The sequence below is a fragment of the Streptosporangium sp. OZ121 genome, assembly GCF_051918885.1.
In the GTDB taxonomy this organism is placed as follows: domain Bacteria; phylum Actinomycetota; class Actinomycetes; order Streptosporangiales; family Streptosporangiaceae; genus Streptosporangium.
The window spans coordinates 111,154-137,749 of record NZ_JBPXMC010000004.1 but is presented as its reverse complement, the minus strand read 5'-3'; the positions used below and the strand labels follow the sequence as shown (position 1 = coordinate 137,749).

21 protein-coding genes are annotated in these 26,596 nt (G+C 72.5%); 11 read left to right on the top strand and 10 right to left on the bottom strand.

Features of this window, described 5'->3' with window-relative positions:
• The first annotated feature begins 51 nt into the window (after nt 1-51).
• Nucleotides 52-1,569 carry a peptide MFS transporter gene (locus ACTOQ1_RS10570; protein WP_440066083.1) on the top strand — a complete coding sequence of 506 codons (1,518 nt, stop codon included), beginning with the start codon at nt 52-54 and terminating at the stop codon, nt 1,567-1,569.
• Nucleotides 1,570-1,624: 55 nt separating this feature from the next.
• Complete coding sequence (locus ACTOQ1_RS10565; RefSeq protein WP_440066082.1) at nt 1,625-2,239, top strand: trimeric intracellular cation channel family protein; 615 nt, start codon at nt 1,625-1,627, stop codon at nt 2,237-2,239.
• Between the two features lie 9 nt (nt 2,240-2,248).
• On the opposite strand, the gene yczR is transcribed toward ACTOQ1_RS10565, so the two are convergent.
• A complete protein-coding gene (gene yczR, locus ACTOQ1_RS10560; protein ID WP_440066081.1) occupies nt 2,249-3,685 on the bottom strand; it encodes a MocR-like transcription factor YczR in 1,437 nt (478 codons plus the stop codon).
• A gap of 75 nt (nt 3,686-3,760) precedes the next feature.
• Here yczR and yczE point away from each other — a divergent pair, with 75 nt between their 5' ends.
• The 5 genes from yczE to ACTOQ1_RS10535 all read left to right on the top strand — a co-directional run bounded on the left by yczE (nt 3,761) and on the right by ACTOQ1_RS10535 (nt 10,659).
• Nucleotides 3,761-4,405 carry a membrane protein YczE gene (yczE, locus tag ACTOQ1_RS10555; protein WP_440066080.1) on the top strand — a complete coding sequence of 215 codons (645 nt, stop codon included), beginning with the start codon at nt 3,761-3,763 and terminating at the stop codon, nt 4,403-4,405.
• Between the two features lie 9 nt (nt 4,406-4,414).
• Nucleotides 4,415-6,175, top strand: coding sequence for a glycoside hydrolase family 15 protein (locus tag ACTOQ1_RS10550; protein ID WP_440066079.1), 1,761 nt, complete (start codon nt 4,415-4,417; stop codon nt 6,173-6,175).
• Between the two features lie 170 nt (nt 6,176-6,345).
• Nucleotides 6,346-6,600, top strand: a complete 255-nt coding sequence (locus tag ACTOQ1_RS10545) for a hypothetical protein (protein WP_440066078.1) — start codon at nt 6,346-6,348, stop codon at nt 6,598-6,600.
• 179 nt (nt 6,601-6,779) lie between these two features.
• Nucleotides 6,780-8,675 (top strand): dynamin family protein, encoded by a 1,896-nt coding sequence (locus ACTOQ1_RS10540; RefSeq protein ID WP_440066077.1) that lies wholly within the window; start codon nt 6,780-6,782, stop codon nt 8,673-8,675.
• 55 nt (nt 8,676-8,730) lie between these two features.
• Nucleotides 8,731-10,659, top strand: a complete 1,929-nt coding sequence (locus ACTOQ1_RS10535; RefSeq protein ID WP_440066076.1) for a dynamin family protein — start codon at nt 8,731-8,733, stop codon at nt 10,657-10,659.
• Nucleotides 10,660-10,727: 68 nt separating this feature from the next.
• On the opposite strand, the gene ACTOQ1_RS10530 is transcribed toward ACTOQ1_RS10535, so the two are convergent.
• The 3 genes from ACTOQ1_RS10530 to ACTOQ1_RS10520 all read right to left on the bottom strand — a co-directional run bounded on the left by ACTOQ1_RS10530 (nt 10,728) and on the right by ACTOQ1_RS10520 (nt 15,555).
• Nucleotides 10,728-13,391, bottom strand: a complete 2,664-nt coding sequence (locus tag ACTOQ1_RS10530) for an Hsp70 family protein (protein WP_440066075.1) — start codon at nt 13,389-13,391, stop codon at nt 10,728-10,730.
• Between the two features lie 259 nt (nt 13,392-13,650).
• Entirely contained in the window at nt 13,651-14,580 is a 930-nt protein-coding gene (locus tag ACTOQ1_RS10525) for a hypothetical protein (RefSeq protein WP_440066074.1), read from the bottom strand.
• Between the two features lie 39 nt (nt 14,581-14,619).
• Nucleotides 14,620-15,555 (bottom strand): S66 peptidase family protein, encoded by a 936-nt coding sequence (locus ACTOQ1_RS10520; RefSeq protein WP_440066073.1) that lies wholly within the window; start codon nt 15,553-15,555, stop codon nt 14,620-14,622.
• 30 nt (nt 15,556-15,585) lie between these two features.
• On the opposite strand from ACTOQ1_RS10520, the gene ACTOQ1_RS10515 reads away from it, so the two are divergent.
• A complete protein-coding gene (locus ACTOQ1_RS10515) occupies nt 15,586-16,476 on the top strand; it encodes a sulfotransferase family protein (RefSeq protein WP_440066072.1) in 891 nt (296 codons plus the stop codon).
• 114 nt (nt 16,477-16,590) lie between these two features.
• On the opposite strand, the gene ACTOQ1_RS10510 is transcribed toward ACTOQ1_RS10515, so the two are convergent.
• The 6 genes from ACTOQ1_RS10510 to ACTOQ1_RS10485 all read right to left on the bottom strand — a co-directional run bounded on the left by ACTOQ1_RS10510 (nt 16,591) and on the right by ACTOQ1_RS10485 (nt 22,897).
• On the bottom strand, nt 16,591-16,953 hold the full coding sequence (locus ACTOQ1_RS10510; RefSeq protein ID WP_440066071.1) for a transposase: 363 nt from the start codon (nt 16,951-16,953) through the stop codon (nt 16,591-16,593).
• Nucleotides 16,954-17,013: 60 nt separating this feature from the next.
• A complete protein-coding gene (locus ACTOQ1_RS10505; protein WP_440066070.1) occupies nt 17,014-18,888 on the bottom strand; it encodes an ABC transporter ATP-binding protein in 1,875 nt (624 codons plus the stop codon).
• 149 nt (nt 18,889-19,037) lie between these two features.
• Nucleotides 19,038-19,841 carry an enoyl-CoA hydratase/isomerase family protein gene (locus tag ACTOQ1_RS10500; RefSeq protein WP_440066069.1) on the bottom strand — a complete coding sequence of 268 codons (804 nt, stop codon included), beginning with the start codon at nt 19,839-19,841 and terminating at the stop codon, nt 19,038-19,040.
• Between the two features lie 133 nt (nt 19,842-19,974).
• Nucleotides 19,975-20,190, bottom strand: coding sequence for a helix-turn-helix domain-containing protein (locus ACTOQ1_RS10495; protein ID WP_030904785.1), 216 nt, complete (start codon nt 20,188-20,190; stop codon nt 19,975-19,977).
• A 114-nt stretch (nt 20,191-20,304) separates the two neighbouring features.
• A complete protein-coding gene (locus ACTOQ1_RS10490; RefSeq protein WP_362685863.1) occupies nt 20,305-21,903 on the bottom strand; it encodes an ABC-F family ATP-binding cassette domain-containing protein in 1,599 nt (532 codons plus the stop codon).
• 337 nt (nt 21,904-22,240) lie between these two features.
• Entirely contained in the window at nt 22,241-22,897 is a 657-nt protein-coding gene (locus ACTOQ1_RS10485; RefSeq protein ID WP_440066068.1) for an acVLRF1 family peptidyl-tRNA hydrolase, read from the bottom strand.
• Between the two features lie 131 nt (nt 22,898-23,028).
• Between ACTOQ1_RS10485 and ACTOQ1_RS10480 the strand changes: the two genes are divergently transcribed.
• From ACTOQ1_RS10480 to ACTOQ1_RS10470, 3 genes are all read left to right on the top strand, one after another.
• Complete coding sequence (locus tag ACTOQ1_RS10480) at nt 23,029-24,126, top strand: EAL domain-containing protein (protein ID WP_440066067.1); 1,098 nt, start codon at nt 23,029-23,031, stop codon at nt 24,124-24,126.
• Nucleotides 24,127-24,310: 184 nt separating this feature from the next.
• Complete coding sequence (locus tag ACTOQ1_RS10475) at nt 24,311-25,648, top strand: aminotransferase class V-fold PLP-dependent enzyme (RefSeq protein ID WP_440066066.1); 1,338 nt, start codon at nt 24,311-24,313, stop codon at nt 25,646-25,648.
• Nucleotides 25,649-25,698: 50 nt separating this feature from the next.
• Nucleotides 25,699-26,550: a siderophore-interacting protein gene (locus ACTOQ1_RS10470; RefSeq protein WP_440066065.1), complete on the top strand. Its 852-nt coding sequence runs from the start codon at nt 25,699-25,701 to the stop codon at nt 26,548-26,550.
• Nucleotides 26,551-26,596: the final 46 nt, after the last annotated feature.

Below are 26,596 nucleotides of genomic sequence, written 5' to 3'. Positions count from 1 at the left end.
AGGCGTACGTAGAGTTAGCCTCTGATCACGCGATGACGTTCGGGGGGACGCATGCCATCGGGAACACGGGCTCGCGAGAAGACCTTCTTCGGGCACCCGCGCGGCCTCGCCACGCTGTTCGGCACCGAGATGTGGGAGCGCTTCAGCTGGTACGGCCTGCGGGCCATCCTCGCCACCTTCATGGCCGCCTCCCCCGCCACGGGCGGCCTCGGGCTGACCGAGCAGACCGCCCAGGCGATCATCGGCATCTACGGCGCCCTCATCTATCTCGTCGCCCTGCCCGGCGGCTGGATCGCCGACCGGATACTCGGCGCCCGCAGGGCGGTGCTGTGCGGCGGCGTCGTCATCATGTTCGGCCACATCAGCATGGCCATCCCCGTCAAGGGCGGCGTCTTCGTCGCGCTCGGCCTGCTCCTCATCATCATCGGGACCGGGCTGCTGAAGCCCAACATCTCCACGATGGTCGGCAAGCTCTACCCGCAGAACGACGACGCGCGCAGGGACGCGGGCTTCTCGATCTTCTACCTCGGCATCAACATCGGCGCCTTCATCGCCCCCATCGTGGTCGGCCGGCTCGCCGAGGGCGACCGCTGGCACCTGGGCTTCGGCGCTGCGGCGGTCGGCATGGCCCTGGGCCTTCTCCAGTACGTGCTGGGCGGGCGCCACCTCATGGGCGTGGGCGAGCGGCCCGGCCACCGGATGACCCCGCGCGAGCGCCGGCACTTCGTCCTCGCCCTCGTCGTGGCCGTCGTCGCGGTGAGCGGCGCGCTGGCCGTGTGGGTGGCCTCGGGCACCTTCAGCCTCGACACCTTCGCCCTGGTGATGACGCTGCTCATCGTGGCCGTGCCGGTGCTCTACTTCGGCTACATCCTGCTGGGCAGCCACAACCTGACCGACGACGAGCGCTCCCGGATGAAGGCCTACGTCTGGCTGTTCGCCGCGGCCGCCATCTTCTGGATGATCTACGATCTGGCGCCGAGCGTGCTGCTGTTCTTCGCCCAGAACAACACGGACCTGTCGCTGTTCGGCATGCGGATCACCCCGGCGACCACGCAGGCGTTCAACCCGCTGTTTATCATGATCTTCGTGCCGGTCTTCGCGGCGCTGTGGGTCAGGCTGGGCGACCGGGTGACGGCTCCCCACAAGTTCTCCGTGGGACTGTTCGTCAACGGCCTGAGCTTCATGATCATGGCGCTCGCCGCCATGCTGGCCCAGACCGGGAGGATCTCGGTGTGGTGGCTGGTGCTGGTCTACCTCGTCCAGGTCTTCGGGGAACTGGCGCTGAGCCCGGTCGGGCTCTCGGTCACCACCAAACTCGCCCCCGAGGCGTTCAAGAGCCAGATGCTCGGGCTGTGGTTCCTGTCCTTCTCGGTGGGCGACGCGGTGGGCGGGCAGACGGGGCGGTTGAAGAACTACATGTCGGAGCCCGCGTACTTCCTCACCCTCGCCGCGATCTCCATCGTGGCGTCGCTGGTGCTGCTCGCCTTCGCGGGCAGGCTGCACACGATGATGCGCGAGCACCGGGCGCCGGACGCACCGGGAACGCCGGACGCGCCCTCGTCGTCCTGACCGTCCCGCCGGTTTTCCGGAAAGTGCATATGTCCGTTTATGGCATAATTTATCAGTGAATCATGTGCTCGATCTCGTCGGGATCTTCGTCTTCGCCCTCTCTGGCGCCCTCGTCGGCGTGCGCAGGCGGCTCGACGTGGTGGGCATGACCGTGCTGGCCGAGATGACCGCGCTGGGCGGCGGCATCGCGCGCGATCTGATCCTGAACGTGCGGCCCGCGGCCTTCTCCAGCGTCGGCTACGTGGTCGTGCCGGTGCTGGCCACGGTGATCGTGTTCTTCTGGCACCCGCAGGTCGAGCGGGTGATGCCCGCGATGAACGTGTTCGACGCCGCCGGGCTCGGCCTGTTCTGCGCGGTCGGCACCGGGAAGGCGATGTCCTTCGGCCTCTCCCCGCTGCACGCGGCCCTGCTCGGGGTCACCACCGCGGTCGGCGGCGGCATCCTGCGCGACGTCCTCTCCGGGCAGATCCCCACCCTGCTGTACGACCGCCAGCTGTACGCGGTGCCCGCCATGCTCGGCGCGGCGCTGATGGCGCTGCTCTACACCCTCGACCTGCACGGCTGGCCGGCCACGCTGGCCGCCGCGCTCCTCGCCTTCGGACTGCGGATGGCGGCCGTGCAACTGAAACTGCGGGCCCCGCTGGCCAGGGGCGTCACCACCTCCGACTGAACCACGGGATCACAGGCTCGGGGTGAGGGGCTCGGCGGGGCGGGTGCCGTACGCGCCCCTGCGCCTGGCCTCGGCGATGCGCCGCACCGCCTCGACGAGGACCTGGGGCGGCTGGGTGAAGGGGAGGCGCAGCCGCCCCTCCAGGGTGCCGTCCACCCCGAACCACTGCCCGGGAGCCAGGCGGACCCCCTGGCAGGCCGCCGCGTCGACCAGCGCGACGGCCGAGGGGTCGGACAGCCGCACCCAGAGCGAGCCGCCGCCCGCGGGCGTCAGGAAGCTCCAGTCGGGCATGCGCGCCGCCAGCTCGGCCGCCAGGACGGCCCTGGAGGCACCGAGGAGGCGGGCCCGCTCGGCCCTGGCCCCCTCGATGTCCTCGAACAGTTCGGTCACCACCAGCTGCTCGAAGAGCGGGCTGGCGATGTCCACCGAGGCGCGGAGCACGGCCAGGCGGCGGACCGTCGCGGCGGTGGTGCGGATCCAGCCGATGCGCAGCCCGCCCCACCACAGCTTGGACGCCGAGCCGATGGTGATCACCCTGCCGTCGGTGTCGAACGCGGCCAGCGGCGCGACCCCGGGCCCCTCGTCGATCGCCAGCTCGCCCCAGCTCTCGTCGGCCACCAGGGTGGTGCCGTACCGCCTCGCCGCGGCGGCGAGGGCCGCCCGCGCCGTGTCGTCCATCAGGTGCCCGGTCGGGTTCTGGAAGTCGGGGATGACGTACACGAGGCGGGCGGCCGACTGGCGCATCGCGCAGGTCAGCAGTTCCAGGTCACGCCAGCCCTCCTCGGGGACGCCGACCGGGACGATCCTGGCGCCGCGCGTCCTGGCCAGATCGAGGACGTGCGGGTAGGTGGGCGACTCCACCAGCATCGGGTCGCCCCGGGAGAGCAGCATCGTGGTCACCAGGTGGATGGCCTGCTGGGCGCCGGTGGTGACGAGGATCTGCTCGGGGCGGGTGGCCACCCCGCGCGCGGTGTAGCGGGCCGCGATCGCCTGGCGCAGCGGGGCGATCCCGACCGGGTCGTAGCCCATGCCGAGCGTGTAGCGGGGATAGCGGCCGGTGGCGGCGGCGATCGCCTCGGGCAGCGTCGAGATCGCACTCGGGGCCGCGGCGTGCATCGGCAGCAGCCCGTCGCCCTCGGCGGCGAGCCACGGGTTGTCCGCGCCCAGCGAGCCCGCGTCGGGCAGCGCGGTCCAGCTTCCCGCGCCCTGCCTGCTCTCCAGGTACCCCTGCTCGCGGAGCAGGTCGTAGGCCGCGGTCACGGTGGTGCGGCTCACACCCAGGGCCGCGGCGAGATGCCGCTCGGCGGGCACCCGCATCCGCACGGGCAGCCGCCCGTCGAGGACCAGTGACCGCGCGGTCCTGGCCAGGACCCGGTAGTACGGCCTGGCGGCGGGGTCGATCGACAGGAGGCGGGCGAGCTGGGGGCCGCTCATATACCGGTCCATGCGGGCCATCGTAAGGCCACTTGTAACGATTGGCCCTTTTGGTCCGGCCAGATGGCCTGAACGATTAACGCCATCATGAGCGAACTCTCCCTGCCCGCCCTCGTCTCCCTCCCCAACCGCCTCACCCGCCTGTACGCGGGCCTGGCCCTCTACGGCGTCGGCGTCGCCCTGCTGATCGAGTCACGGCTGGGCGGCAGCCCCTGGGACGTGTTCCACCAGGGGCTCTCCATCCACCTGGGCCTGTCGATCGGCACCTGGATCATCATCGTGGGCGCCCTGGTCATGCTGCTGTGGATCCCGCTGCGGCAGAGGCCCGGGGTGGGCACCCTCAGCAACGTCGTCTTCCTCGGCCTGTTCGCCGACGCGGCCATGTGGCTGCTCCCGACCCCGGACGCCCTCGCCGCGCGCTGGGCGTACCTCCTGCTCGGCGTCGTGGTCACCGGCGCGGCGACCGGCCTGTACATCGGCGCGGGGCTCGGCCCCGGACCGCGCGACGGCCTGATGACCGGCCTGAACCGTCTCGGCCTGTCCATCCGCGCGGCGCGCACCGTCATCGAGGTCACCGTGCTGGCCGCGGGCTGGCTGCTGGGCGGGACGGTGGGGGTGGGAACGCTGGTGTTCGCCCTCGCCATCGGGCCGCTGAGCCAGTTCTTCATGCCCAGGACGCGGCCGGGCGCCCAGTTCCTCCCAAGGCCACCGTGGACCGCGCGGAGGCGTTAGCTTCGAGTCATGTGGATCGAGGACTACGCGCTCATCGGCGACATGCAGTCGGCCGCCCTGGTCGGCCGGAACGGCTCCATCGACTGGCTCTGCCTGCCGCGCTTCGACTCGCCCTCCTGCTTCGGGGCGCTGCTCGGGGACAAGAAGAACGGCCAGTGGTGGATCGGCCCCGCGCACGCCGAGCGGCCGCGCGCCACCCGGCGCCGCTACCGGGGCGAGAGCCTCATCCTGGAGAGCGAGTGGGACACCCCGGGCGGCACGGTGAGGGTGACCGACTTCATGCCCACCCGGCACACCAACCCCGACCTGGTGAGGATCGTGGAGGGCGTGTCCGGCACGGTGGAGATGGCCACCGAGATCCGCATCCGCTTCGACTACGGCCGCATCGTGCCCTGGGTGCGCCGCAGCGACGGCCTGCTGCAGGCCATCGGCGGACCCGACTCCGTGTGGCTGCACTCCCCCGTCGCGCTGGAGGGGAGCGACTACGCCCACCGGGCGCGGTTCGAGGTGTCCGAGGGCGACAGCATGGCGTTCGTCTTCACCTGGCACCCCTCGCACGAGCCGAGGCCCGTCGAGATCGATCCGTACGAGCAGCTGGCCGAGACCGAGACGCTGTGGGCCGAGTGGGTGGAGCAGTGCACCTACCAGGGGCCGTGGCGCGACGCCGTGGTCCGCTCGCTCATCACGCTCAAGGCGCTCACGTACGCCCCCACCGGCGGCATCGTCGCCGCCCCGACCACCTCGCTGCCCGAGGACCTCGGCGGCGTCCGCAACTGGGACTACCGCTACTGCTGGCTGCGCGACGCCACCATGACCCTGGACGCCCTGATCGGCGCCGGATACCTGGAGGAGGCGGGCGCGTGGCGGTCCTGGCTGCTGCGGGCCATCGCGGGCCGCGCCCAGGACCTGCAGATCATGTACGGCGTCGCCGGGGAGCGCAGGCTGACGGAGCTGGAGCTCGACTGGCTGCCCGGCTACGAGAACTCCCGGCCGGTCAGGATCGGCAACGGCGCGGTCGACCAGCTCCAGCTGGACGTCTACGGCGAGGTCATGAACTCCCTGCACCTGTCGCGCGTCTCGGGCCTCGAGGCGGACCACCGGGCGTGGACCCTGCAGTTCGAGCTGATCTCCTACGTCGAGGAGCACTGGGGCGACCCGGACGAGGGCCTGTGGGAGGTGCGCGGCCCGCGCCGGCACTTCGTCCACTCCAAGGTGATGTGCTGGGTCGCCGTCGACAGGGCCGTCAGGCAGGTGGAGGCCTTCGGCAAGCCCGCCCCGCTGACGCGCTGGAAGGACCTGCGCGACCGCATCCACGCCGAGATCTGCGACAAGGGCTTCGACCCGGTGCGCGGCACCTTCACCCAGTCGTACGGCTCGCAGGAGCTGGACGCGGCCCTGCTGCTGATCCCGATCGTCGGCTTCCTGCCGCCGGAGGACCCCCGCGTGGTCGGGACGGTGGAGGCGATCCAGCGCGAGCTGATGGTCGACGGCTTCGTGCTGCGCTATCCGGTCTCCCCCGACAACGACGTGGACGGCCTGCCCGGTGGCGAGGGCGCGTTCCTGGCGTGCAGCTTCTGGCTGGCCGAGGCACTGGCGATGATCGGCCGCAAGGACGAGGCCGTCGAGCTGTTCGAGCGGCTGCTGTCGCTCCGCAACGACGTCGGCCTGCTCGCCGAGGAGTACGACCCCCGCTACGGCCGGATGGTCGGCAACTTCCCGCAGGCGTTCAGCCACGTTCCGCTGATCCACACCGCCCGCGCGCTCAGCTGAGCGGGCGACGTCCGAACACTTTCAGCCTCATTTATCCCTTTTAGTCCGGATAGATCGTGATGGCGGGGTTGCTTTTCGGAAATCTGCTAAGAAATCTGGGATTCGGCTGCAACAATCCGGTGCGATCGTGACTCTCATCCGATGTAACACCACCGGAAAGGATCGGACCAATGAGCGATTTCGATGTGAGCAGCACTGACCTGGTCGACTACGACGGCGACGGAGGCACCGACGCCCAGCTGATCGACATCGACGGCGACGGTCTCGCCGACGAGGAGCGCTACGACATCGACGGCGACGGCGTCACCGACGTCGTCTACCTCGACCACGACGGCGACGGCTACATCGACGAGACGCGGGTCGACCTGAACGGTGACGGGGTCGCCGACTACACCGAGACCGCGGGCCCCTTCCCGACCGTCTGACCTGAGAAAGCGGCACGAGCCCGTGTGATCTCACCGAGGGGGGACCCGGATCCGGGTCACACGGGCGGCCGACGAGGAAGGCTTGCGATGAGGGACCGACGCGCGTTCCTTCCCCTGCTCCCGGTCTGGCCGGCGCTGACCGGCTGCGGGAACGTTCCGGACGGCCGGGACGGTGACGCGTGAACGCCGGGCCCGCGGACCTGCTGCGCCGCCTGTGCGACACCACCGCGGCCAGGCTCTCCGGCGCGGAGCTGCGCGAGCGGGTGAGGCAGGTGCGCGCCGGCCTCGACGCGCCGCTGCGGGTCGCGGTGGCGGGCGCGGTGAGCAGTGGCAAGTCGACGCTGGTGAACGCGCTGCTCGGCCTGCCCGTCGCCCCGGTGGACGCGGGCGAGTGCACCTTCGTGGTCACCCAGTACGAGTACGGCGAGGACGACGGCCACATCACGGTCGAACTCGCCGACGGCGGGGTGGCCCACTCCCGGCTGCTGCCGGGACACCGGCTCCCCGCCGAGTTCGGCGTCGACGTGGCCGCGATCCGGCGCCTGCGGGTCACGCTGGACCTGCCGTCGCTGCGCACGATCACCATCGTCGACACCCCCGGCATGAACACGGTGACGGCCGCCAACGAGCGGGCGGCCAGGAGCATGCTGTTCGGCTCGGGCGACGAGGACGACCGCGCGCAGGCGATGATCTACGTGCTGCGCTACGTCCAGAAGTTCGACGACACCACCCTCGCCGAGTTCCGCGGGCTCACCGACGCCTGCGGCATGAGCTGCGTCAACACCCTCGCCGTGCTCGGCCAGGTCGACCGGCGCGGCGACGAGGACGACCCGTGGCCGACCGCGAGGCGGCTCGCCGCCAAGGGCTACGCGGACCTGCGCACCTCCGTCTTCGACGTGGTCCCGGTGATCGGCCTGCTGGCCGAGACCGCGCGGGCCCGCCCGCTGGGCACCGAGGAGACGGCGGCCCTGGCGGCGCTGGCCGGGCTCGACGAGGACGACCTGGAGGACTACCTCCTGGACCTGGACGACTTCCGCTCGGCGCCCGAGCTGCCCGTACCGGCCGAGGTGCGGCACCGGCTGGTGGAGCGGCTGCACCGCTACGGCATCACCAGCGCGGTGGAGGCGGTGCGCGCGGCCGGGACCGCCGACCCCGAGACGCTCGCCGCCCACCTGCTGGAGCGTTCCGGCTACTCCTCGGCGGGCCGGGCCGCGACCGGCTCGGTGGCCGCGGGCATCGCCCACTTCGCCCGCCGCGCCGACCAGCTGAAGGCGCTCGACGCGCTGACCAGGCTGCGCGCGATCGCCCGCACGCCCGCGCTGGGGGCCGACCGCGCCACCCTGGACGCGCTGGCGGCCCAGCTCGACGAGAACCGGCCGATCGCGACCTCCCTGGGCGGCCTGCGGATCTTCACCGCCGCCGAGGCCCTCGGCCGCGGCACGCTCGTGCTGAACGAGGAGATGACCGCCGAGCTGCTGCGCCTGGCCCGCCACGACGAGCCCGCCGAGCAGCTCGGCCTGCCTGCGGGGGCCGCGCCCGCGGAGATCGCCGCCGCGGCCACGGCGGCGTCGATGCGCTGGCGCACCCTCGCCATGATGAGCGAGGGCAGGACCGGCGGGCAGCGGGCCAGGGACGTGCTGACCGTCCTGGAGGACCTCGTCTCGGCGGCGCTGGACGAGGTGGCACCGGAGAAGGCCGCGCCGGAGGCGGCGGCACCGGACGGGACCGCGCGGGACGGGCGAACGTCCTTCGCCGGTGGCGGGGGCGGGGGCGGCGAACCGCTCCCCCGGGTCCGGGTGGACCCCGCCGCGATCGAGGCGCTGCGGGCCTCTCCCATGGTCCCCGCCGACGACCGGCGGGCGCTGGAACTCCTGCTCGCCGGGTCCGAGCTGGCCACCCAGCTCGGAGCGCCGCCCGGGACCCCGAGCGCCGAGGTCGCGGGCTACGCCGCCGCCCTGAGCGCCCGGTTCCGCACCCTCACCCACCGGCCGCTCTCCCTGCGGCAACGGCGCGCCGCCGAGACCCTGTGCGAGGCGTACGAGACCATCTGGGCGCACTACGGCGACGGTCCCTGAGACGGCACCACCCCGGCAGCACCCGACCATCCCCGACAGGAGAAAAGGACCGACCATGACGACCCCCGACCCGACCGGCCCCGTGGCCAGGCTGCTGCGCTACGCCAACGAGGTCCACGCGCTGGCCGGGCAGTGCGGCAGGAAGGACCTCGCGGAGGTGCTGGCCGCGTGCGCGGGCCGCTGGAAGGACGAGTGCACCGACATCGTGGTCGCCGGGGCGCAGAAGCGCGGCAAGAGCCGGCTGCTCAACACGCTGGTGGCCCACCCCGACCTGCTCCCCGTCGACGCCGACGTCGCCACCAACTGCTTCCTGTCGCTGCGGCGCGGCCCCCGACTCGCCGCCGTCGTGCACCGCAGTACGGACGCGGGGCCGGTCCAGACGCCGATCACCGTCGAGTCGATCCCCGACTACGCCTCGATGCGCGGCGACGCGGGCAAGCGCCGCGACGTCGTCAGCGTGGACATCACCCTCGACAACCCGCTGCTCGACGGCCTGCGGCTGCTCGACACCCCCGGCGTGGACAGCCTGACGGTGGGCCACCGGCAGGTGACGGTGGCCATGCTGCAGCGGGCCGACGCGCTGCTGTTCACGCTCAGCGCCCAGGACCAGCCGGTGCTCAGGCACGAGCTGGAGTTCCTCGCCGAGGCCGCCGAGCGGGTCCAGGCGATCGCGTTCGTCCTGACGAAGGTGGAGGACTCGGCCAACTGGCGCGCCCTGCAGGAGGAGAACCAGGCCCGGCTGAGGACCTTCGTCACCGAGGCGATCGCGGCGAGTCCCGGCAGGGCGGCGACGCTGGCCCCGCTCCTGGAGGCGCCGTGGATCCCGGTGAGCGCCAAGCTCGCCGAGGCCGCCGAGGCCAAGCGGCGCGAGGGGCGCACCGAACGCGCCGACACCCTGCGGGCGCGCAGCGGCATGGACGTGCTGGAGCGGCACCTGCGCGGCTTCGCCGAGGGCAGGGACTCCGCGCGGGGCGCCACCGTGGTCGCCGCCGCGCTGTCGGTGCTGGGCTCGCTGGCGACCGGCGCCAAGGACGACGTCGCCGTGGGCTCCGGCGACGAGGGCGACGTCACCGCCCGGCTCGCCGAGGTGGACGCCGGTCTGGCGGAGCTCACCGCGCTGGCGGGGCGCCGCAGGGCGGGCGCGGTGGCCAACACCTTCCTCGGGCGCGAGGTGGCGGGCATCGTGGCGGCGCGGGTGTCGGAGATCCGCCAGCCGTACGAGAACACGATCGCCACGCTGAAGAAGCAGGCCCAGATCGACCAGTACATGGCGGAGCTGCCGGAGAGCGTGCAGCGCTCCCTGGAGGCGGCGTGGTCGCAGATCGTCTACGACGTGGAGACGCTGGCCAGGACCACGCTGGACGCCTTCGCCCGCGACCTCGGCCTCGACCCGGTGGACCTGGCCACCGACGGTCGCGCGATGCCCAGCCTGACGCAGGTCCAGGTCAGGGGCGACCAGGCCGCGGACGACCCGGGCAGCGTGGACCTGATCCGGGACGTGCTGCCCTCGGCCTCGATTGGGCTGTCCCTGGGCGGCTTCGCCACGGCCCTGCTCGGCCCGGTGGGCTTCATCCTGGTCGCCCCGGCCATCGGGGCGGCCATCTTCATGGGACGCCGCTCGATGGAGAAGGTGCAGCGCAGCCAGGCGGCGATCAGGGGGGCGCTGCGCGACCAGTTCTCGGTGATCGCCAGGGAGATGACGCTCGACCTGGAGCGGATGGTGGCGACCTGGCGGGTGGGCGTCGAGCAGACCGCGGACGAGAGCCTGGCACGGCGCCGCAGGGAGCTGGAGACCCGGCGGGCCGAGCTGAAGTCCGCCTCCGCCCGCTCGGCCGCCGACCGTCTCAAGGCTCGCAAGTCGGGCGAGGACCGCATCGCCGCGATCGGCACCCTCACCACGCGCGGCCAGGAGCTCCGCGCGGAACTCGCCGCCGCGGTGGCCGCACTGGGCGCGGAACGACCGATGCCCGCCGTGACGACCTGACCGGAGACCGGGACAAAGGCGTGACGCGTCCGTGGAGCCGTCGCGGCCCCCGGCGGGGGCCGTGACGGTCAGAGCGGCAGGTGCACCAGGGTGGCGGGCCGGTCGCGGGTGGCGCCGGTCGCGTCGGCGGGGCGGTGCAGGCAGAGCAGGCCCGTGGGAACCCGGGCGACCGGCTCGAACGTCCCCGGCGTGCGGTGCACCTCCCGCGCCCCGCCGGGGGTGACGTGCAGCAGCCTGCTGCGGCCCGCGTCCCGCATGGTCATCCACATCGAGTCGCCGTCGGCGACGAACCTGGGGCGCTCCCAGCGGTGCCGCGAGGTGAGGTGACCGGCCAGCGTCGCCGACTGCTTGCCCATCAGGAACTCCAGCGTCTGGGAGCGCTGGTCGAAGATCCCGACCGACCAGCCCCTGGCCGGGCTCACCTGGTCGACGCCGACCGCGTAGATCTGGCGGCCGGCGGGGAACCAGCGCAGCGCGCCGCCCCGGGGGCGCGGCATGACCAGCCTGGTCCTGCCGTCCGCGGTGTCGGCCTCCAGCCCCGCCGAGCCGGAGGTGAACCACCTGCCCTGGTGCAGGACCACCTGATGCAGCCAGCTCCGCCCCGGCTCGCGCATCGTCGGGCGCACGACGCCGCCGGGGTCGACCAGGCACAGTACCTGCCACGGCCTGAAGTCCTGGTGCCGGTTCTGGAACATCGGCTTGTTGCCGCCGAACTGCCCGAGCACCACGGTGCAGCCCGGCGCGCCCACCGAGGACGAAGGCTCGGTGCCGCTGGGGGCCTCCTGGTCGAGCAGCCGGCGCAGCCTGTTGTCCTCGTTGAGGAACCACCGGGCGTACGGGCCCAGCTCGCGCGGCTGGGGGGCCTGGAAGGCGAAGGTCCCGGCCAGGTCGAGCTCGATCATGGCCAGGTGGCCGGTCTCCCCCCAGGGCAGACCCATCGCGGTGTCGACGGGGACGGCCTGCCTGGGCTGGAAGAAGACCCACGCCGTACGGCCATGGGCGATCACGGTCGGGTCGCCCCACATCCGCAGCGGATGGGTGGCGCGAATGGCCAGGTCGGGGGTGAGGGTGCGGACCAGCACCTGCGCGGGCCCCACCTGTTCCACGGCGACGACGCCCTCTCCGGACGCGGCCCACTCCACGAGCCTGCCGAAGCGGAGCTCCCGGTCGTGGCGGCCGCCGATCCCGTCGAGCCTGCGCAGGAAGTGGCCGTTGTCGAAGGCCTGGTGGACGAAGACCCGGCCCGCCTCGGCACGCGCCTCCAGCACGGCGTCCGTGACCTTCTCGATCCCCTGGACCGTGGGCCCGCCCGCAGCGCCCCCGGGGCCCCCGGGGCCCCCGGGGCCCCCTGACGGGCCGGCGGGGACCTGGTGGCCGCCGGTGGCACCGTCCTCGGGACCGGTGAGCACCCGGTGGTCGCCGGTGGCACCGCCCGCCGGACCGGTGAAGGCCCGCGCGCCGGGGACCGGCGCGCCGGGAGGCCGGTGGCCCCCGGCGGGGCCGCCCGCGGGGACCGGGGAGCCCGCCGCGGGGCCGGTGAAGGCCCGCTGCCCCGTACCGGAGACCCGCCCGGTGCCGGGAGCGCCGGACGTGCCGGTGGGCACCGGGTGGCCGCCGGTGGCGGGAGCGGATCCCCTGCCGGGCTCGCGGTGCTCGACCTTGAGCTTCCAGGCCAGCTGCGCGGCGCCGTAGGCGACCACGATCTTCGGGTCGTCGTAGGTCCTGACCCGCTCGCCGAAGCGCTCGCGGACGGCCTTCTGGACCAGCGGCATCCTGCTGGGCCCGCCGGTCATGAACACCGCGGCCAGGTCGTCCGACTCGACCCCCGCGCCGCGGATCGTCTCGTCGAGGATGTCGACCGTCCTGACGATCTCCTCGCCGATGAGGTCCTCCAGGTCGGCCCTGGTGATGTGCACGTCCTCGTTGATGCCCACCACGTAGTGGGAGGAGGTGTCGAACTTCGACAGCGTCTCCTTCGCCTCCCTGGCCATCTTGAGCAGGTCGGCGGCGTAGCTGACGTAGCGGCGCTCGGGGTTGGTGGTCACCTGCTGCCACCAGTCGGCGTCGAGCCGCTCGATCTGGGCGCCGAGGAACGCGAACACCTGCTCGTCGAACCCCTCGCCGCCGATCTCGTCACTGCCGCCCGGCTCGCCGACGACCGCGAAGTCGCCGCCGTCCACGGTGAGCACGGCCGCGTCGAACGTGCCGCCGCCGAGGTCGTAGACGGCCAGGCGCGATCCGCCGGTCGCCCGCCCCGCGGACGCGAAGTAGCGGGCCGAGGCAACCGGCTCGTCGATGAGCGCGATCCGCACACCGCTGACGACCTTCCTCGCCGCCGCCAGCAGCACCGCCTTGCGGTCGGCGCCCCAGGCCACCGGGTGGGTCAGCGCGATGCAGTCGGGTTCGGCGCCGTCGAACCGCCGCCGCCCCTCGCTGACGAACAGTTCGAGCAGCGCCGCCAGGGCGTCGGCCACGTCCACCGGGACGCCGCCGAGCAGCATCCGGCCCCGGCCGACGTAGCGTTTGGGGTTGCGCTCGACGCGCTCGGGACTGATCGCGATGCCCCGCTGGGCGATCCTGCCCGCCACGAGCGCCCCCCGCTCGTCCAGCATGACGGCGGAGGGGATGCGCCGCTCTCCCTCGACCTCCAGGACGTCGAAGCGCCCTTCCGCCGCCATCACCCCGGCGGAGAAGCTCGTCCCCAGATCGACACCGAGGCACCACTGCGCCATGTCCACTCCTCGAAGATCAGGACCCATCATCCCGCATCCGGCGACCACGGCCAGGGCGCGGGCTGGAGCGCCGGTACCGATCCAGGACCCGGAGCGTCGGCGGCAGCCGGGATGGGCGCGGGAGCGTCCTCATCATCTCGCGCCCGCGCCGGTGCCGTCTCCACGGCTCACGATTCCGCCGCACGGGGAAGCCACGTGGGAAGCCGCGCGGGAACAGGCCCCGGGCCGGGACGCGGGTGACCGTCCTCGCGGGGGCGGGTCAGCCGCCGGTGGCGCCGTCGGGGCGGACGGCCAGGGCGGCGAGGACCCGGGCGAAGTCCGGCGGGGGCGCGACCACCAGCCGGGTCTGCCCGTCCTGGCTGACCAGGTCGGCCCTGATCAGGGAGAGGCGGCCGCCGTGCCACCAGTACACCTGCGGGCTGAGGGCGCCGGCGCGCCTGTCGAACTCCCGCTGGGCGAACAGCCGCAGCCGCTCGATCGCGCGGACCACGCCGATGCCCTCGACCGGGTGGACGATCAGCGTCGCCGGGTCGGGCAGGGCGACGAGGACCCCGTCGGAGGGAACCGGCAGGTAGTCGCCCAGCCTGCGCAGGTGGGCGGCGGCGCCCTCGGTGGGGCCGGTCAGCCTGCGGACCGCCACACCGCCGAGGTCACCCTCCGTGACCGAGAGCCGCTCCTCCCGGTTGGTGTTGTCCAGGGCCAGGTCGAGCGCCTGGCCCGCGGTGATCGGCCAGCAGCCGACCTCCTCGGGGCGGACCGTGCGCCCGGCGGAGGCGTCGCCGACGGTGAGCACCTCGACCAGGTCGGCGGTGAGGTGGCGCCCGACCACGCGGGCCGGGTCGAGGTCGTCGTCGAGCTGGATTCGGGTCCGCAGCATCGGGCGCACCTGCTCCAGGTCGCAGGCGTCGAACGGCTCGTCCGCCGTGGCCAGGGTGTGGGACAGGTGCTCGGAGACGAGGACGGGCCAGTCCTCGCGGGAGCGCCGCAGCGCCTCGGCGCGCAGCCCGGTGAGCCGTACCACGACCCGGCGCGGGCCGGTGAGCGTCAGGGCCGCGCCGCCGGGGTCGAAGGCGCAGGAATAGCCGAGATTGTCGGCGACCAGGGCGAGCAGGGAGTCGAGATCGACCTCTTCGACCGGACGCGGGGGCGTCTCGGTTCGCCGGTCACGGTGCCGCCGGAACAATCTCACGCGTGCGTCCCCTCTGCCGGTTTCCTCCTAGGTTCGCACCTAGAGTGCCTGGTCGGCGCCCCCTGTTGAGTAGGTCAGAGAGCACGATTTTGCATCAATAGCACCAAGTGCCCCGAGCAATACAGAAAACTGTGGCTTTCCATGCCCTATCGGAAGCCCCGCGATAACCGGTACGCCGAGCGGCGCGAGCAGCTCCTCCAGCACCGGGTAGGGGTCGCCGCAGCCGACCCAGGACCCCAGGACGAAACCGGCGGCCCCGTCGAGCGCCCCCGCCTGCAGCAACTGGGTGAGCATCCTGTCGATCCGGTACGGCGCCTCGGTGACGTCCTCCAGCAGCACGATCCGGCCCCGCGCCGACAGCGCGTACGGCGTGCCGCAGAGCGCGGCCAGCAGGCTGAGGTTACCGCCGGTGACCGGCGCCGTGACGTCGCCGGGAACGATCACCCGGTCGCCGGTGATCGCCGGCGGGGCTCCGGCGAGGGCGGCCGTGAAGTTCTCGAAGGTGCGCGGCTCGGGCCCCTCGGGGTCGCTGATCGTGGAGCAGGCCGGCATCGGCCCGAACCACGAGGCGACGCCCAGCTCCACGGCGAACGCGCTGTGCAGGGCGGTGACGTCGCTGGAGCCGACCAGCGCCTTGGGGCCGGCGGCCCGCATGGCGTCCCAGTCGAGGCGGCCGAGATGGCCGAGGAGGCGGGTGGCGCCGTAGCCGCCGCGGGCGCAGAACACCGCGCTCACCGCGGGATCGCACCAGGCGTCCCGCAGATCGGCGGCGCGGCCGGCGTCCGAGCCCGCCAGGTAGCGATCCCTGTCGAGGACGTGGGCACCGACGACGACCTTCAGCCCGAGCCCCTCCAGGACGCGGATGCCGCGCGCCAGCCGCTCGGAATCGGGAGGTCCGGACGGGGCCACCACCGCCACCGTGTCGCCCGGACGCGGCGGAGGCGGGACCGGTATCCCGGCAGCCGGTTCGTTCACTCCGCAAACGGTGCCACACTGGGCTTTCATATGCGACCTCCGCCCCACATCCTGGTGGTCAACGGCATCAAGGTCCGCAGGCCGGTGTTCGTGCTCGCCGCCCCGCACTCCGGCGCGGATCTGCTGGCCCGCGCCCTGAAACGCTCCCCCGGATTCCACGTCACCATGGGGCGGGCGGCGGTGGCGCACGTCGTCTACGCCTTCGCCCGGCGGCCCTCGATCGCGGGACGGGGCATGGGCGCGACCCGCGTGCTCCGCGACGCCATGGCCGAGTCCTGGCAGATCGTCCCGGGCGCCTGCCAGGAGTGCCCGGCCACCTGCCGGGAGGCGGGCGGCGTGACCGGGGCGGGGCCCTGCGTGGCCTCGGGCTCCGTGGCCCGCTTCGGCGACGCCAGCCCCGACCTCCTCTACAGCGCCTCGGTGCTGCTGCAGGCCTTCCCCGACGCCCGTTTCGTCCAGCTCATCAGGGACGGCCGCGACGTGGCCGCCGACATGCTGGCCGACCCCGCGTCCCTGACGTGGTTCAAGCCGGCCATGCTGAGCGACGAGACGGAGTTCCCCAACCCGTTCCTCGGCGTCAACTCCGGCGAGCACCGCGAGCGCTGGAAGGCGATGCCCACGGCGGGCAAGTGCGCGCTGCGCTGGCGCAGCGCGGTGCGGCTGTCGGCCTCGCTCCACCAGGAACTGCCCCGGGAGCAGTTGCTGACCCTGCGCTACGAGGACCTGGTCTCCTCCCCCGCCGAGGCCCTGGACGGGCTCTCCCGCTTCCTGGAGACCCGGGTCCCCAAGATCGCCCTGCTGGGCCCGAGCGTGCCGAAGGTCGGCGTCTGGCGCACCCGCCTGCGCGGCCAGGACTCCGAGCTGGTGGCCAAGGTCGCCCGCGAGGAGCTCACCCGCCTGGGCTACGCCACCTCGTCCTGACCCCGGTCCGCGCCGTCCTGACGCCGGTCCGCGTCTCCCGCCGGGCACTTCGGGAGCACGCGCGGGTCGCCTCTCCCGGGGCCCCGGTCGCCGGCGCGGCAGGCACCGGCGCGGTCACCAGTTCGCGACCTCGAACAGCGCGCCGGGCCGGATGTCCCCCGGGGGGAGGGGCCCGCGCGGCGGGGCCGCCTCTGAGCCAGGAGCCGGATCCTCGCCGCTTCTCAGCGTGCCCAGGATCGTCTCCCAGGTGCCGTCCACCGACCACCGGCGGTGCCGGTTGTAGACGGTCTTCCAGTTGCCGTACGTCTCCGGCAGCTTGCGCCAGGGGCAGCCGGTCCTGGCACGGAAGAACACCCCGTCGATGATCGTGCGGTGATCGGCCCACCGGTTTCCCCGCCGGGCGTGAGCGGGCAGCAACGGCGCCAGCCGTCCCCACTCGTCGTCGGTCAGGTCATCGCGTTTCAGCCGGTCGTCCACGTTCTCATGATCTAACACCATTCGCCGTGGAAGATCCACTCGCGGGCGCGCCGCCGGACGTCAGGAGGTGTGGCTGAACTGGGTCCGGTAGAGCTCGGCGTAGACCTCCCCCCTGGCCAGCAGCTCCTCGTGGCGGCCCTGCTCGACCACCCGGCCGTCCTGGACCACCAGGATCTGGTCGGCCTCGCGGATCGTGGACAGCCGGTGGGCGATGACCAGCGAGGTGCGCCCGGCCAGCGCGACCTTCAGCGCCTGCTGGACGGCGGCCTCGGACTCGGAGTCGAGGTGCGCGGTGGCCTCGTCGAGGACCACCACGCGGGGCGCCTTGAGCAGCAGCCTCGCCAGGGCCAGCCGCTGCTTCTCGCCACCGGACAGCCGGTGGCCGCGGTCGCCCACCACGGTGTCCAGGCCGTCGGGGAGGCCCAGGACCAGGTCGGAGATCTGGGCGGCGCGCAGGGCGTCCCAGATCTCCTCGTCGCCGGCCTCCGGCCTGGCGTAGCGGAGGTTGGCCCCGATGGTGTCGTGGAACAGGTGGGCGTCCTGCATGACGACTCCCACGGTCTCGCGCAGGGAGGCCAGGGTGGCGTCGCGCACGTCCAGGCCGTTGACGCGGACCGCGCCCTCGCCGACGTCGTAGAGACGGGAGACCAGGCCGGTGATGGTGGTCTTCCCCGCGCCCGAGGGGCCGACCAGGGCGACCATCTCGCCGGGGCGCGCGGTGAAGGTGACGCCGCGCAGCACCTCGTGGCCCGGCCCGGTGTCGGGGCGGGCCACCGCCTCCAGCGAGGCCAGCGACACCTCCGAGGCCGACGGGTATCCGAACCGGACGTCGTCGAACTCCACGGAGGCCGGGCCGCCGGGAACCGGCCGGGCATCCGGCTTCTCGGCGATCATGGGCCGCAGGTCGAGGACCTCGAAGACCCGGTCGAAGCTCACCAGCGCGGTCATCACGTCCACGTGCACGTTCGACAGGCTCGTCAGGGGGCCGTACAGGCGCATCAGGAGGGCGGCGAGCGCCACCAGGGTGCCGAGCTCGAAGACGTCGGAGACGGCCAGCACGCCGCCCACGCCGTACACCAGGGCGGTGGCCAGCGCGGCGACCAGGCCGAGCGCGACGCGGAAGACCGTCCCGTACATGCCGACGGTGACGCCGACGTCGCGCACCCGCCCCGCCCTGTCGCCGAAGGCGGCGGTCTCGTCGGCCGGGCGGCCGTACAGCTTGGCGACCATGGCCCCGGCGACGTTGAACCGCTCGGTCATCATGGTGCTCATCTCGGCGTCGAGCTCCATCTGCTCGCGGGTGAGCCCGGACATCTTCCTGCCGACCCACTTCGCCGGGAAGATGAAGATCGGCAGCAGCACGAGGGCGACGACGGTGATCTGCCAGGAGAGCACCAGCATGGCGCCGAGCACCAGCACCAGCATGACCACGTTGGCCACGACCGACGACAGGGTGCTGGTCAGGGCGCGCTGGGCGCCGATGACGTCGGTGTTGAGCCGGGAGACCAGGGCGCCGGTCTGGGTGCGGGTGAAGAAGGCCACCGGCATGCGCTGGACGTGGTCGAAGACCTCGGTGCGCAGGTTGTAGATGAGGCCCTCGCCGATCCGCGCGGAGAACCAGCGCTGGGCCAGGGTGAGCGCCCCGTCGGCGACCGCCAGGCCCGCGATGACGAGCGCGAGGGCGATCACCACTTCCCTGCGCTTGGCGATGATGCCGTCGTCGATGATCGCCTTCATCAGCAGCGGGTTGGCGATCACGATGACCGAGCCGACCACGACCAGCGCGAGGAAGGCGGCGATGTGCCGCGAGAAGGGCTGTGCGTAGCGGGCGATGCGCCTGACCGTGCCCGGCGCGAGACGCTGCTTGGTCACCGACCTGTCCCGCCGGAACGACAGCATCGCCTGGGGACCGAGACCCCCACCCATCATCGCCATACGGCCTCCTCTCCCGATGCGAGCACCGGGAGAGGCACGATCATTCCCCTGTCAGCTTCGGGCGAACACCATTGGAGGGCCACTGGGACGGACCCTGCGACGGGCCCTGTGACTGCCTTCCGCGAACCACGTGCCACGAGCGGGACGGCCTATCCGAAAAGCGCCTTGACGCGCCCCGCCTGCTCGCGCGCCTCGGCCGCGCCCTGCTCCTCCAGCGTGCGCCCCGAAGCACCCTGAAGCAGCCGCTTGGTCGCCGTCGCGGCGTCGCGGTCGGTCGCCAGCAGCGCGTCGGTCAGGTCGCGTACGGCCTGCGTCAGCTCCTCCGGCGCGACGACCAGCTCGGCCAGGCCGATCCTCGCCGCCTCCTGCGCCCCCACGACGCGGGCGGTCAGGCAGATCTCGATGGCCCTGGACAGGCCCACCAGGTCGACCAGCGGCTTGGTGCCGGTCAGGTCAGGGACCAGCCCGAGGGCCGGCTCCTTCATGCACAGTTTGGCGTCGTCCGCCAGGACCCGCAGGTCACAGGCGAGCGCCAGCTGGAACCCCGCACCGACCGCGTGGCCCTGAACGGCTGCCACGGAGACGATGTCGGGACGCCTCAGCCAGAGGAAACCCCGCTGGGCCTGCGCCACCCGCTCGGCGAAAGCAGCCTCGTCGAGTGTCGCGGAGGACGCGAACGACCCCTGCCCGGGAACCCCCTCCGGGGTGAACATCCTCAGATCGATCCCCGCCGAGAAGGACGGCCCCTCACCTCTGATCACGACGACCCTCACCTGCTGCGGCAGGCCGTCACCGATATGAGCCAGAGCCGACCAGGTGGCGAACGTCTGAGCGTTCCGCTTCTCCGGACGGTCCAGCGTGATCGTCGCGATCTCGCCGTCCACCTCATAGCGCAGACCGACCTCCTCGAGAGAGATCTCCTCCGCACTCCCCCCGAACGCCACTTCCGCCATCGCCTGTTCTCCCACCTTCGGTGTCCGCCTCGCCCGAGCCTATCGATTCCCCAGAATGAGGTTCTACAGGTCCGGGCGGGGACGGCTTCAGAGTGGGGGACGAGCGGCTGCGGTCGCGCGTTCCGAGGCGGGGTCAGCGCTTGGACTTGCCTCGGGTGGCGCCACCGCGCCCGCGCAGAGTCACGCCGGACTCGCTCAGGATGCGGTGGATGAACCCGTACGACCTGCCGGTCGAAGCGGCCAGGGCACGGATGCTTTCACCCGCGCTGTAGCGCTTCTTGAGATCGGAGGCCAGTTTTTCACGATCGGCCCCGGTAACCCGGGTGCCCTTCTTCAGAGTCTCGGCCACGAGTACCTCCTGTAGTGCCAGACTTCCGCAGCGTTACACACGCCATGATCAGTCATTTCAGCGAGATCGGCTACCTACTCCACGGGAAAAGATCCGTACCCGCTCAAATTAAGATCAGGCAAGTGCCACAAGATCGGAAAATTCGTCGCTCCACGCGTCTTCAACTCCGTCAGGCAGCAAGATCACCCTATCGGGTCGTAGAGCCTCTACAGCACCCTCATCATGCGTGACAAGCACAATCGCCCCAGAATAGGACGTTAGCGCCGAAAGAACTTGTTCCCTGCTGGCCGGATCGAGGTTGTTCGTGGGCTCGTCCAGGAGGAGGACGTTGGCCGCGGACAGCACCAGCGTGGCCAGCGCCAGCCGCGTCTTCTCCCCGCCCGACAGCACCCCCGCGGGCTTGTCCACGTCGTCGCCGGTGAACAGGAACGAGCCCAGGACCTTGCGCAGTTCCACGTCGGGCAGCTCTCCCCCGGCCGAGCGCATGTTCTCCAGCACGGTCCGCTCGGGGTCGATCGTCTCGTGCTCCTGCGCGTAGTAGCCCAGCTTGAGCCCGTGTCCCGGCTTGACCGCGCCGGTGTCGGGCTCCTCGATGCCGCCCAGGATGCGCAGGAGCGTGGTCTTCCCCGCGCCGTTCAGGCCCAGGATGACGACCCTGCTCCCCCTGTCGACGGCGGCGTCGACGTCGGTGAAGACCTCCAGGGAGCCGTACGACTTCGACAGCCCCTCCGCCATGATCGGGGTGCGCCCGCACGGGGCGGGCTGGGGAAAGCGCAGCTTGGCGACCTTGTCGCTGCGCCGCTCCACCTCCAGGCCGGACAGCAGGCGCTCGGCGCGGCGCTGCATGTCCTGCGCGGCCTTGGCCTTGGTGGCCTTGGCGCGCATCTTGTCGGCCTGCGACATCAGGGCCGAGGCCTGCTTCTCGGCGTTGGCGCGCTCGCGCCTCCTGCGCTTCTCGTCGGTCTCGCGCTGGGCCAGATAGGCCTTCCAGCCGACGTTGTAGGTGTCGATCACCGCACGGTTGGCGTCGAGGTGCAGGACGCGGTTTACCGTCGCTTCAAGAAGCGTGACGTCGTGGCTAATAATGATCAAGCCGCCCTGGTGAGATCGTAAAAAATCACGAAGCCACCCGATTGAGTCCGCATCTAGGTGGTTTGTCGGCTCGTCAAGAAGGAGAGTCTCCGCCCCGCTGAAGAGGATCCTGGCCAGTTCCACCCGCCTGCGCTGCCCTCCGGACAGGGTCTCCAGCGGCTGGCCGAGCACCCGGTCGGGCAACCCCAGACTGGAGGCGATGGAGGCGGCCTCCGACTCGGCGGCGTACCCGCCCAGGACGTGCAACCGGTCCTCCAGGCGCCCGTAGGCGCGGACCGCGCGGTCCCTGGTGCGGTCGTCGGCCGAGGACATGCCGGCTTCGGCCTCGCGCAGCTCGCGCAGCACCTGGTCGAGCCCCCGGGCCGAGAGGATGCGGTCACGGGCGAGCACGTGCAGGTCGCCGGTGCGCGGGTCCTGCGGCAGGTAGCCGACCTCGCCGCTGATGGAGACCGTGCCCGAGGCGGCCGACCCCTCTCCGGCGAGCACGCGGGTCAGCGTGGTCTTCCCGGCTCCGTTCCGGCCGACGAGCCCGATCTTGTCACCGGGGTTCACCCGGAAGGACGCACCCTCGATGAGCAGCCGGGCCCCGGCCCGCAATTCGATGTCAGAAGCTACGATCATGGTTGGAGAACACTCCCAGCAGGAAATACACAGGCTCACTTCACTGTGGCCGAACCCGCCGCGCCCTGTGTCTCCCGGCTCTCGGCTCGGCCGTCTCGCCTTCATCGGGACGACGGTCAATCGGGAGTGCGCATACCGATCAGTGTACGGCGCGACACCGGGCGGCTTCTCCACGTTTTGTCGAGCCCCGCCCGCCCGGGACCCGCGCACGCGGGCACCCGCCACGCGAACCCCGGCCGCCCGGCCCCCGGCGCGCGCAGGCGCTCACGCGGGCCCCGCCCCGCGAACCCCGGTCGCACAGGCCCTTGCGCACGGGACCCGCTCACCGGCGACCCGGTCATCCCGGATCGCTCACCCTGATGCGGACCGCGCGGAACTGGGCGGGGGTGTCCCTGAGAACCACCAGCCGCGGGTCGGGGACCGTCAGGAAGGGCTCGGCCTCCAGCGCGAAGACCGGCGCGAGCCTGCGGTCGGGCCGCAGCGCGTCGACCGCGCGCCGGTCGCCGCCCAGCACGACCGCCTCCAGCTCGCCCACGTGCGGGCCCAGGACGCGCAGCGCCACCTCGGCCGCCGCCTCGTGCGCCTGGTCCACCTGCTTCTCCCTGCGCCGGGCGAAGCGCCGCTGGGACCAGCCGCCCGCCGCGCTGCGCCCGTGGACCTGCCGCGAGCCCACCTTGGAGGAGAGCAGCTCCGCGCCCTGGAAGATCCCCGCCGCGTGGCCGCCCAGCCGTACCAGCAGCACGCCGATCCTGCGCTCGGTGCGCACGTGGGTGACCAGGCGCGCCATCGGGCCGCCCCCCGAGGAGGTCAGCGGCGGGAACGGCACCTGGCACTCGGCGACCGCGCCGTCCGCGCCCTCCAGGCGTACGACGGAGGCCGAGGCCGTCACGCTCGGCGGGCCGTGCCGGTCGACGAAGCCGTCGATCCAGCGGTTCAGGCGCTCGGGCGCCACGGAGACCCAGCGGCCTCCCCCCTTGGCCGGTCGCGACGTCATGGAACGCGACACTACCGGCTGACCTCGCCGGACACACGATCTCACTGGTCAAGCCCAACGAATGGCGAAATATCGGTGAACAGCACAGCGCGTTACTTCTGTGACGGTAGAGAATGCCCCATGCTCGGAATGTGACGACCAGAGCGCGAGCCGTCCCGCAGGCCTCCGCGGCAGGCGTGGGTGTCACGCCTGTCGTCGATCTCGACACCGGGGGCGTCATCGCCTTCCAGGCCGACGGCGAGGGACGCGGGAACATCTCCTCCACCGTCCAGACGGTGCGCGACGTCGCCGCGGGCGAGGTCCTCCTGCCCCTGGTGCTCACCCTGCCGACGGCCGCGGTGATCGGCGGCTCGGCCGCGCTCGCACCGCTGCACGAGGCCCTGCGCGCGTCAGGCCGGCGGCCTCGCGAGGTGATCCTCACCGTACGAGGCGACTTCGCCCAGTTCGAGCGCCGCTCCCTGCTCACCGGGCTGGACGGCCTGCGCGCCATCGGCTACCTCATCGCGGTCGGCGACCTGGGCACCGGGCACGTCCCGCTGGACCTGCTCGCCGACGCGGCACCGTACCTGGCGGTGATCTCGCGGGACCTGATCGACCAGGTGCCCGGCGACCCGCGCCGCGCCGCGATCGGGGAGGGCCTGGCGCGGCTCGCGCGGGGAACGGGGGCGCACGTGCTCGCCCCGGGGGTGAGGGACGAGGCGCAGCTCGCCGTGATCCGCGGCTGGGGAGTGCGGCTGGCCCAGGGCCCGCTGCTGGTCCCCGGCCCGTCGGGACGCGTGCACGTGCCGCTCCCGGTCGTCGAGCAGGAGCCCTCGCGGCTCCTGCTCGGTCCCCGCGTCCACGAGTTCCTACTGCCCGCGGTGACCCTCCCCTACGAGGCCACCGCCGAGGCCGCGATCGACGCCTTCGGCAGCGAGCCGTCCATCACCAGCGTGATCCTCGTCGACGAGTACCAGCGTCCCAGGGGCAGCCTCGACCGCAGCCGCTTCCTGCTGTCGATCGCCGGGCGCTTCGGTCACGCCCTGCACGGCAAGAAGGCCGCCGGGCGGCTGGCCGACCCCGCGCGCACGGTTCCCAAGACCACCCCCGCCATAGCGGCCATGCAGGTCGCGGGCCGCGACGCCGAGCGCGTCTACGACGACCTGGTCGTCACCGACGAGGTCGGCCGCTGCATGGGCGTCGTCCGGGTCGCCGACCTGATCCGCCAGGTGGCGGCCATGCAGCGCTGAGGGCCCCTTCGCCCGCCGCCTTCGCCCTTCGGCGGACGGTCCGTTTCATCCTGCCGGACGCCGTCGCCTTTACGTTGTAGATTCGAATATCCGCCGCGCCGGCACCGCACCCCTTGGCAGGCGCGCATGATCACGGTAGGAAGGGCACAGGGGCGAGACGACGAGGGGCGACAAGGGGCACGGAATGGACGATCGCGGACCTCGGGTCGGGCGGCGGGGGCTGCTCGGGGCGGGGCTCCTGGCCGGGGCCGGAGCCGCGCTGTCCGGATGCACCCCCGCCGACACCCCTGCCACCCCCGCCACTCCGGCCGCCCCGCAGCCTCCGCCGTTCGACCCCGCCAGCTGGGAGTCGGTGCGGGCCCAGTTCCCGCTCGACCCCTCCTACGCGCAGTTCGCCGCCTACGTCCTCGCCTCCCACCCGGCCCAGGTGCGCCGGGCGATCGAGGAGCACCGGCGCGGCCTCGACACCGACACCGACGCCTACCTGCACGGCGAGGACAGGGAGGGGACGGTGCGCGAGGCCGCCGCCGCCTACCTGGGCGCCGACGCCCCCGACGTCGCCCTCACCGACAGCACCACGATGGGCCTGGGCCTGCTCTACAGCGGCATGCGACTGCTCCCCGGCCAGGACGTGCTCACCACCGAGCACGACTTCTTCGCCACCCACGAGAGCCTGCGGCTGCTCGCCGCCAGGACCGGCGCCAAGGTCCGCAGGGTCGGCCTGTACGACGACCCGGCCAAGGCCTCCGCCGACGAGATCGTCTCCCGGCTGAAGGCCGCGCTCACGCCGAGGACCCGGGTGGTGGCGATCACCTGGGTGCACTCGGGCACCGGGGTGCGGATGCCGGTCAGGGCGATCGCCGACATGGTCGCCGAGGCCAACCGCTCCAGGGACGCCGGGGACCGGGCGCTGCTGTGCGTGGACGGGGTGCACGGTTTCGGCGCGATGGCCGACGGGGTGGAGGAGCTGGGCTGCGACTTCCTGGCCAGCGGCACCCACAAGTGGCTGTTCGGCCCCCGGGGCACCGGCATCCTGTGGGGCAGGGGTCAGGCCTGGGGCGCGCTGCTGCCGGTGATCGCGAGCTTCTCCAACGTGACCGTCGATCCGGGGACCGGCGACGAGCCGTACGGCCCCGGCGGGCTGCTGCACACCCCCGGCGGCTACCACAGCTTCGAGCACCGCTGGGCGCTGAGCGAGGCGTTCGCCTTCCACCGGGCGATCGGCAAGGAGCGGGTGGCGGCCAGGATCACCGAGCAGGCCACCCGGCTCAAGGCGGGGCTCGCGGGCCTGCCCAACGTGCGGCTGATCACCCCGGTCTCCGCCGAGCTGTCGGCCGGGCTGGTCTGCTGCGTGGTCGACGGCATGGACGCCCCCACCGCGGTGGGCAGGCTCCGCCGCGACCACCGGATCGTCACCAGCGCCACCCCGTACCAGGACGTCTACCTGCGCTTCGGTACCGGGATCGTCACCACCCCCGAACAGGTGGACCAGGCGGTGAAGGCCGTCGCCGCCCTCAGGTGACGTATGGTACGAGTTAGGTTTACCTAACTTGGACCCCCACGGAGTGACACATGGCAGACGAGAAGGCCGGGCGCCGCGCACCGAAGGTGACGAGCGGCCTGGTCCGGCGGGTCGAGCGGCTCACCCCCCACATGATCCGGGTGGTGCTCGGCGGCGAGGGTCTCGCCGGTTTCCGCGCGGACGAGTACACCGACCACTACGTCAAGCTGCTGTTCGCCCCGGCCGGGGTGAGCTACCCCCGGCCGTTCGACATGGAGGCGATCCGCCGCGACCTGCCCCGCGAGCAGTGGCCCACCACCCGCACCTACACCGTCCGCCGCTGGGACGCCGACGCGGGCGAGCTGACGATCGACTTCGTCCACCACGGCGACAGCGGTCTGGCGGGGCCGTGGGCCGACCGGGTCCGGCCGGGCGAGGAGGTCCACTTCTTCGGCCCCGGCGGCGCGTACGCGCCCGACCCCGAGGCCGGCTGGCACCTGTTCGCGGGAGACGAGAGCGCGCTGCCCGCCATCGCCGTCGCCCTGGAGAACCTCCCCGCCGGGGCACCGGCCTGGGCCTTCATCGAGGTCGAGGGCCCCGAGGAGGAGCAGAAGATCGACTCCCCCGGTGACGCGCGGATCGTCTGGCTGCACCGCGGGGGCGCCCCGTACGGCGAGCTGCTGGTCAGGGCGGTCCGCGAGCTCGACTTCCCCGACGGCGACGTGCACGCCTTCGTCCACGGCGAGGCGGGCTTCGTCCGCGACCTCAGGCGCCACCTGCGCGCCGAGCGCGGCATCCCGCTGGCGAGACTCTCCATCTCGGGCTACTGGCGCCTGGGCCGCGACGACGAGGCCTGGCGCTCCTCCAAGCGCGAGTGGAACGAGCAGATCGAGGCCGAGGAGGCCGCGACGCTCTCCTCCTGACCGCGGGTCCGGCCGGGCGGGCAGGTCCGCTCCTTCGGCCTCGGCG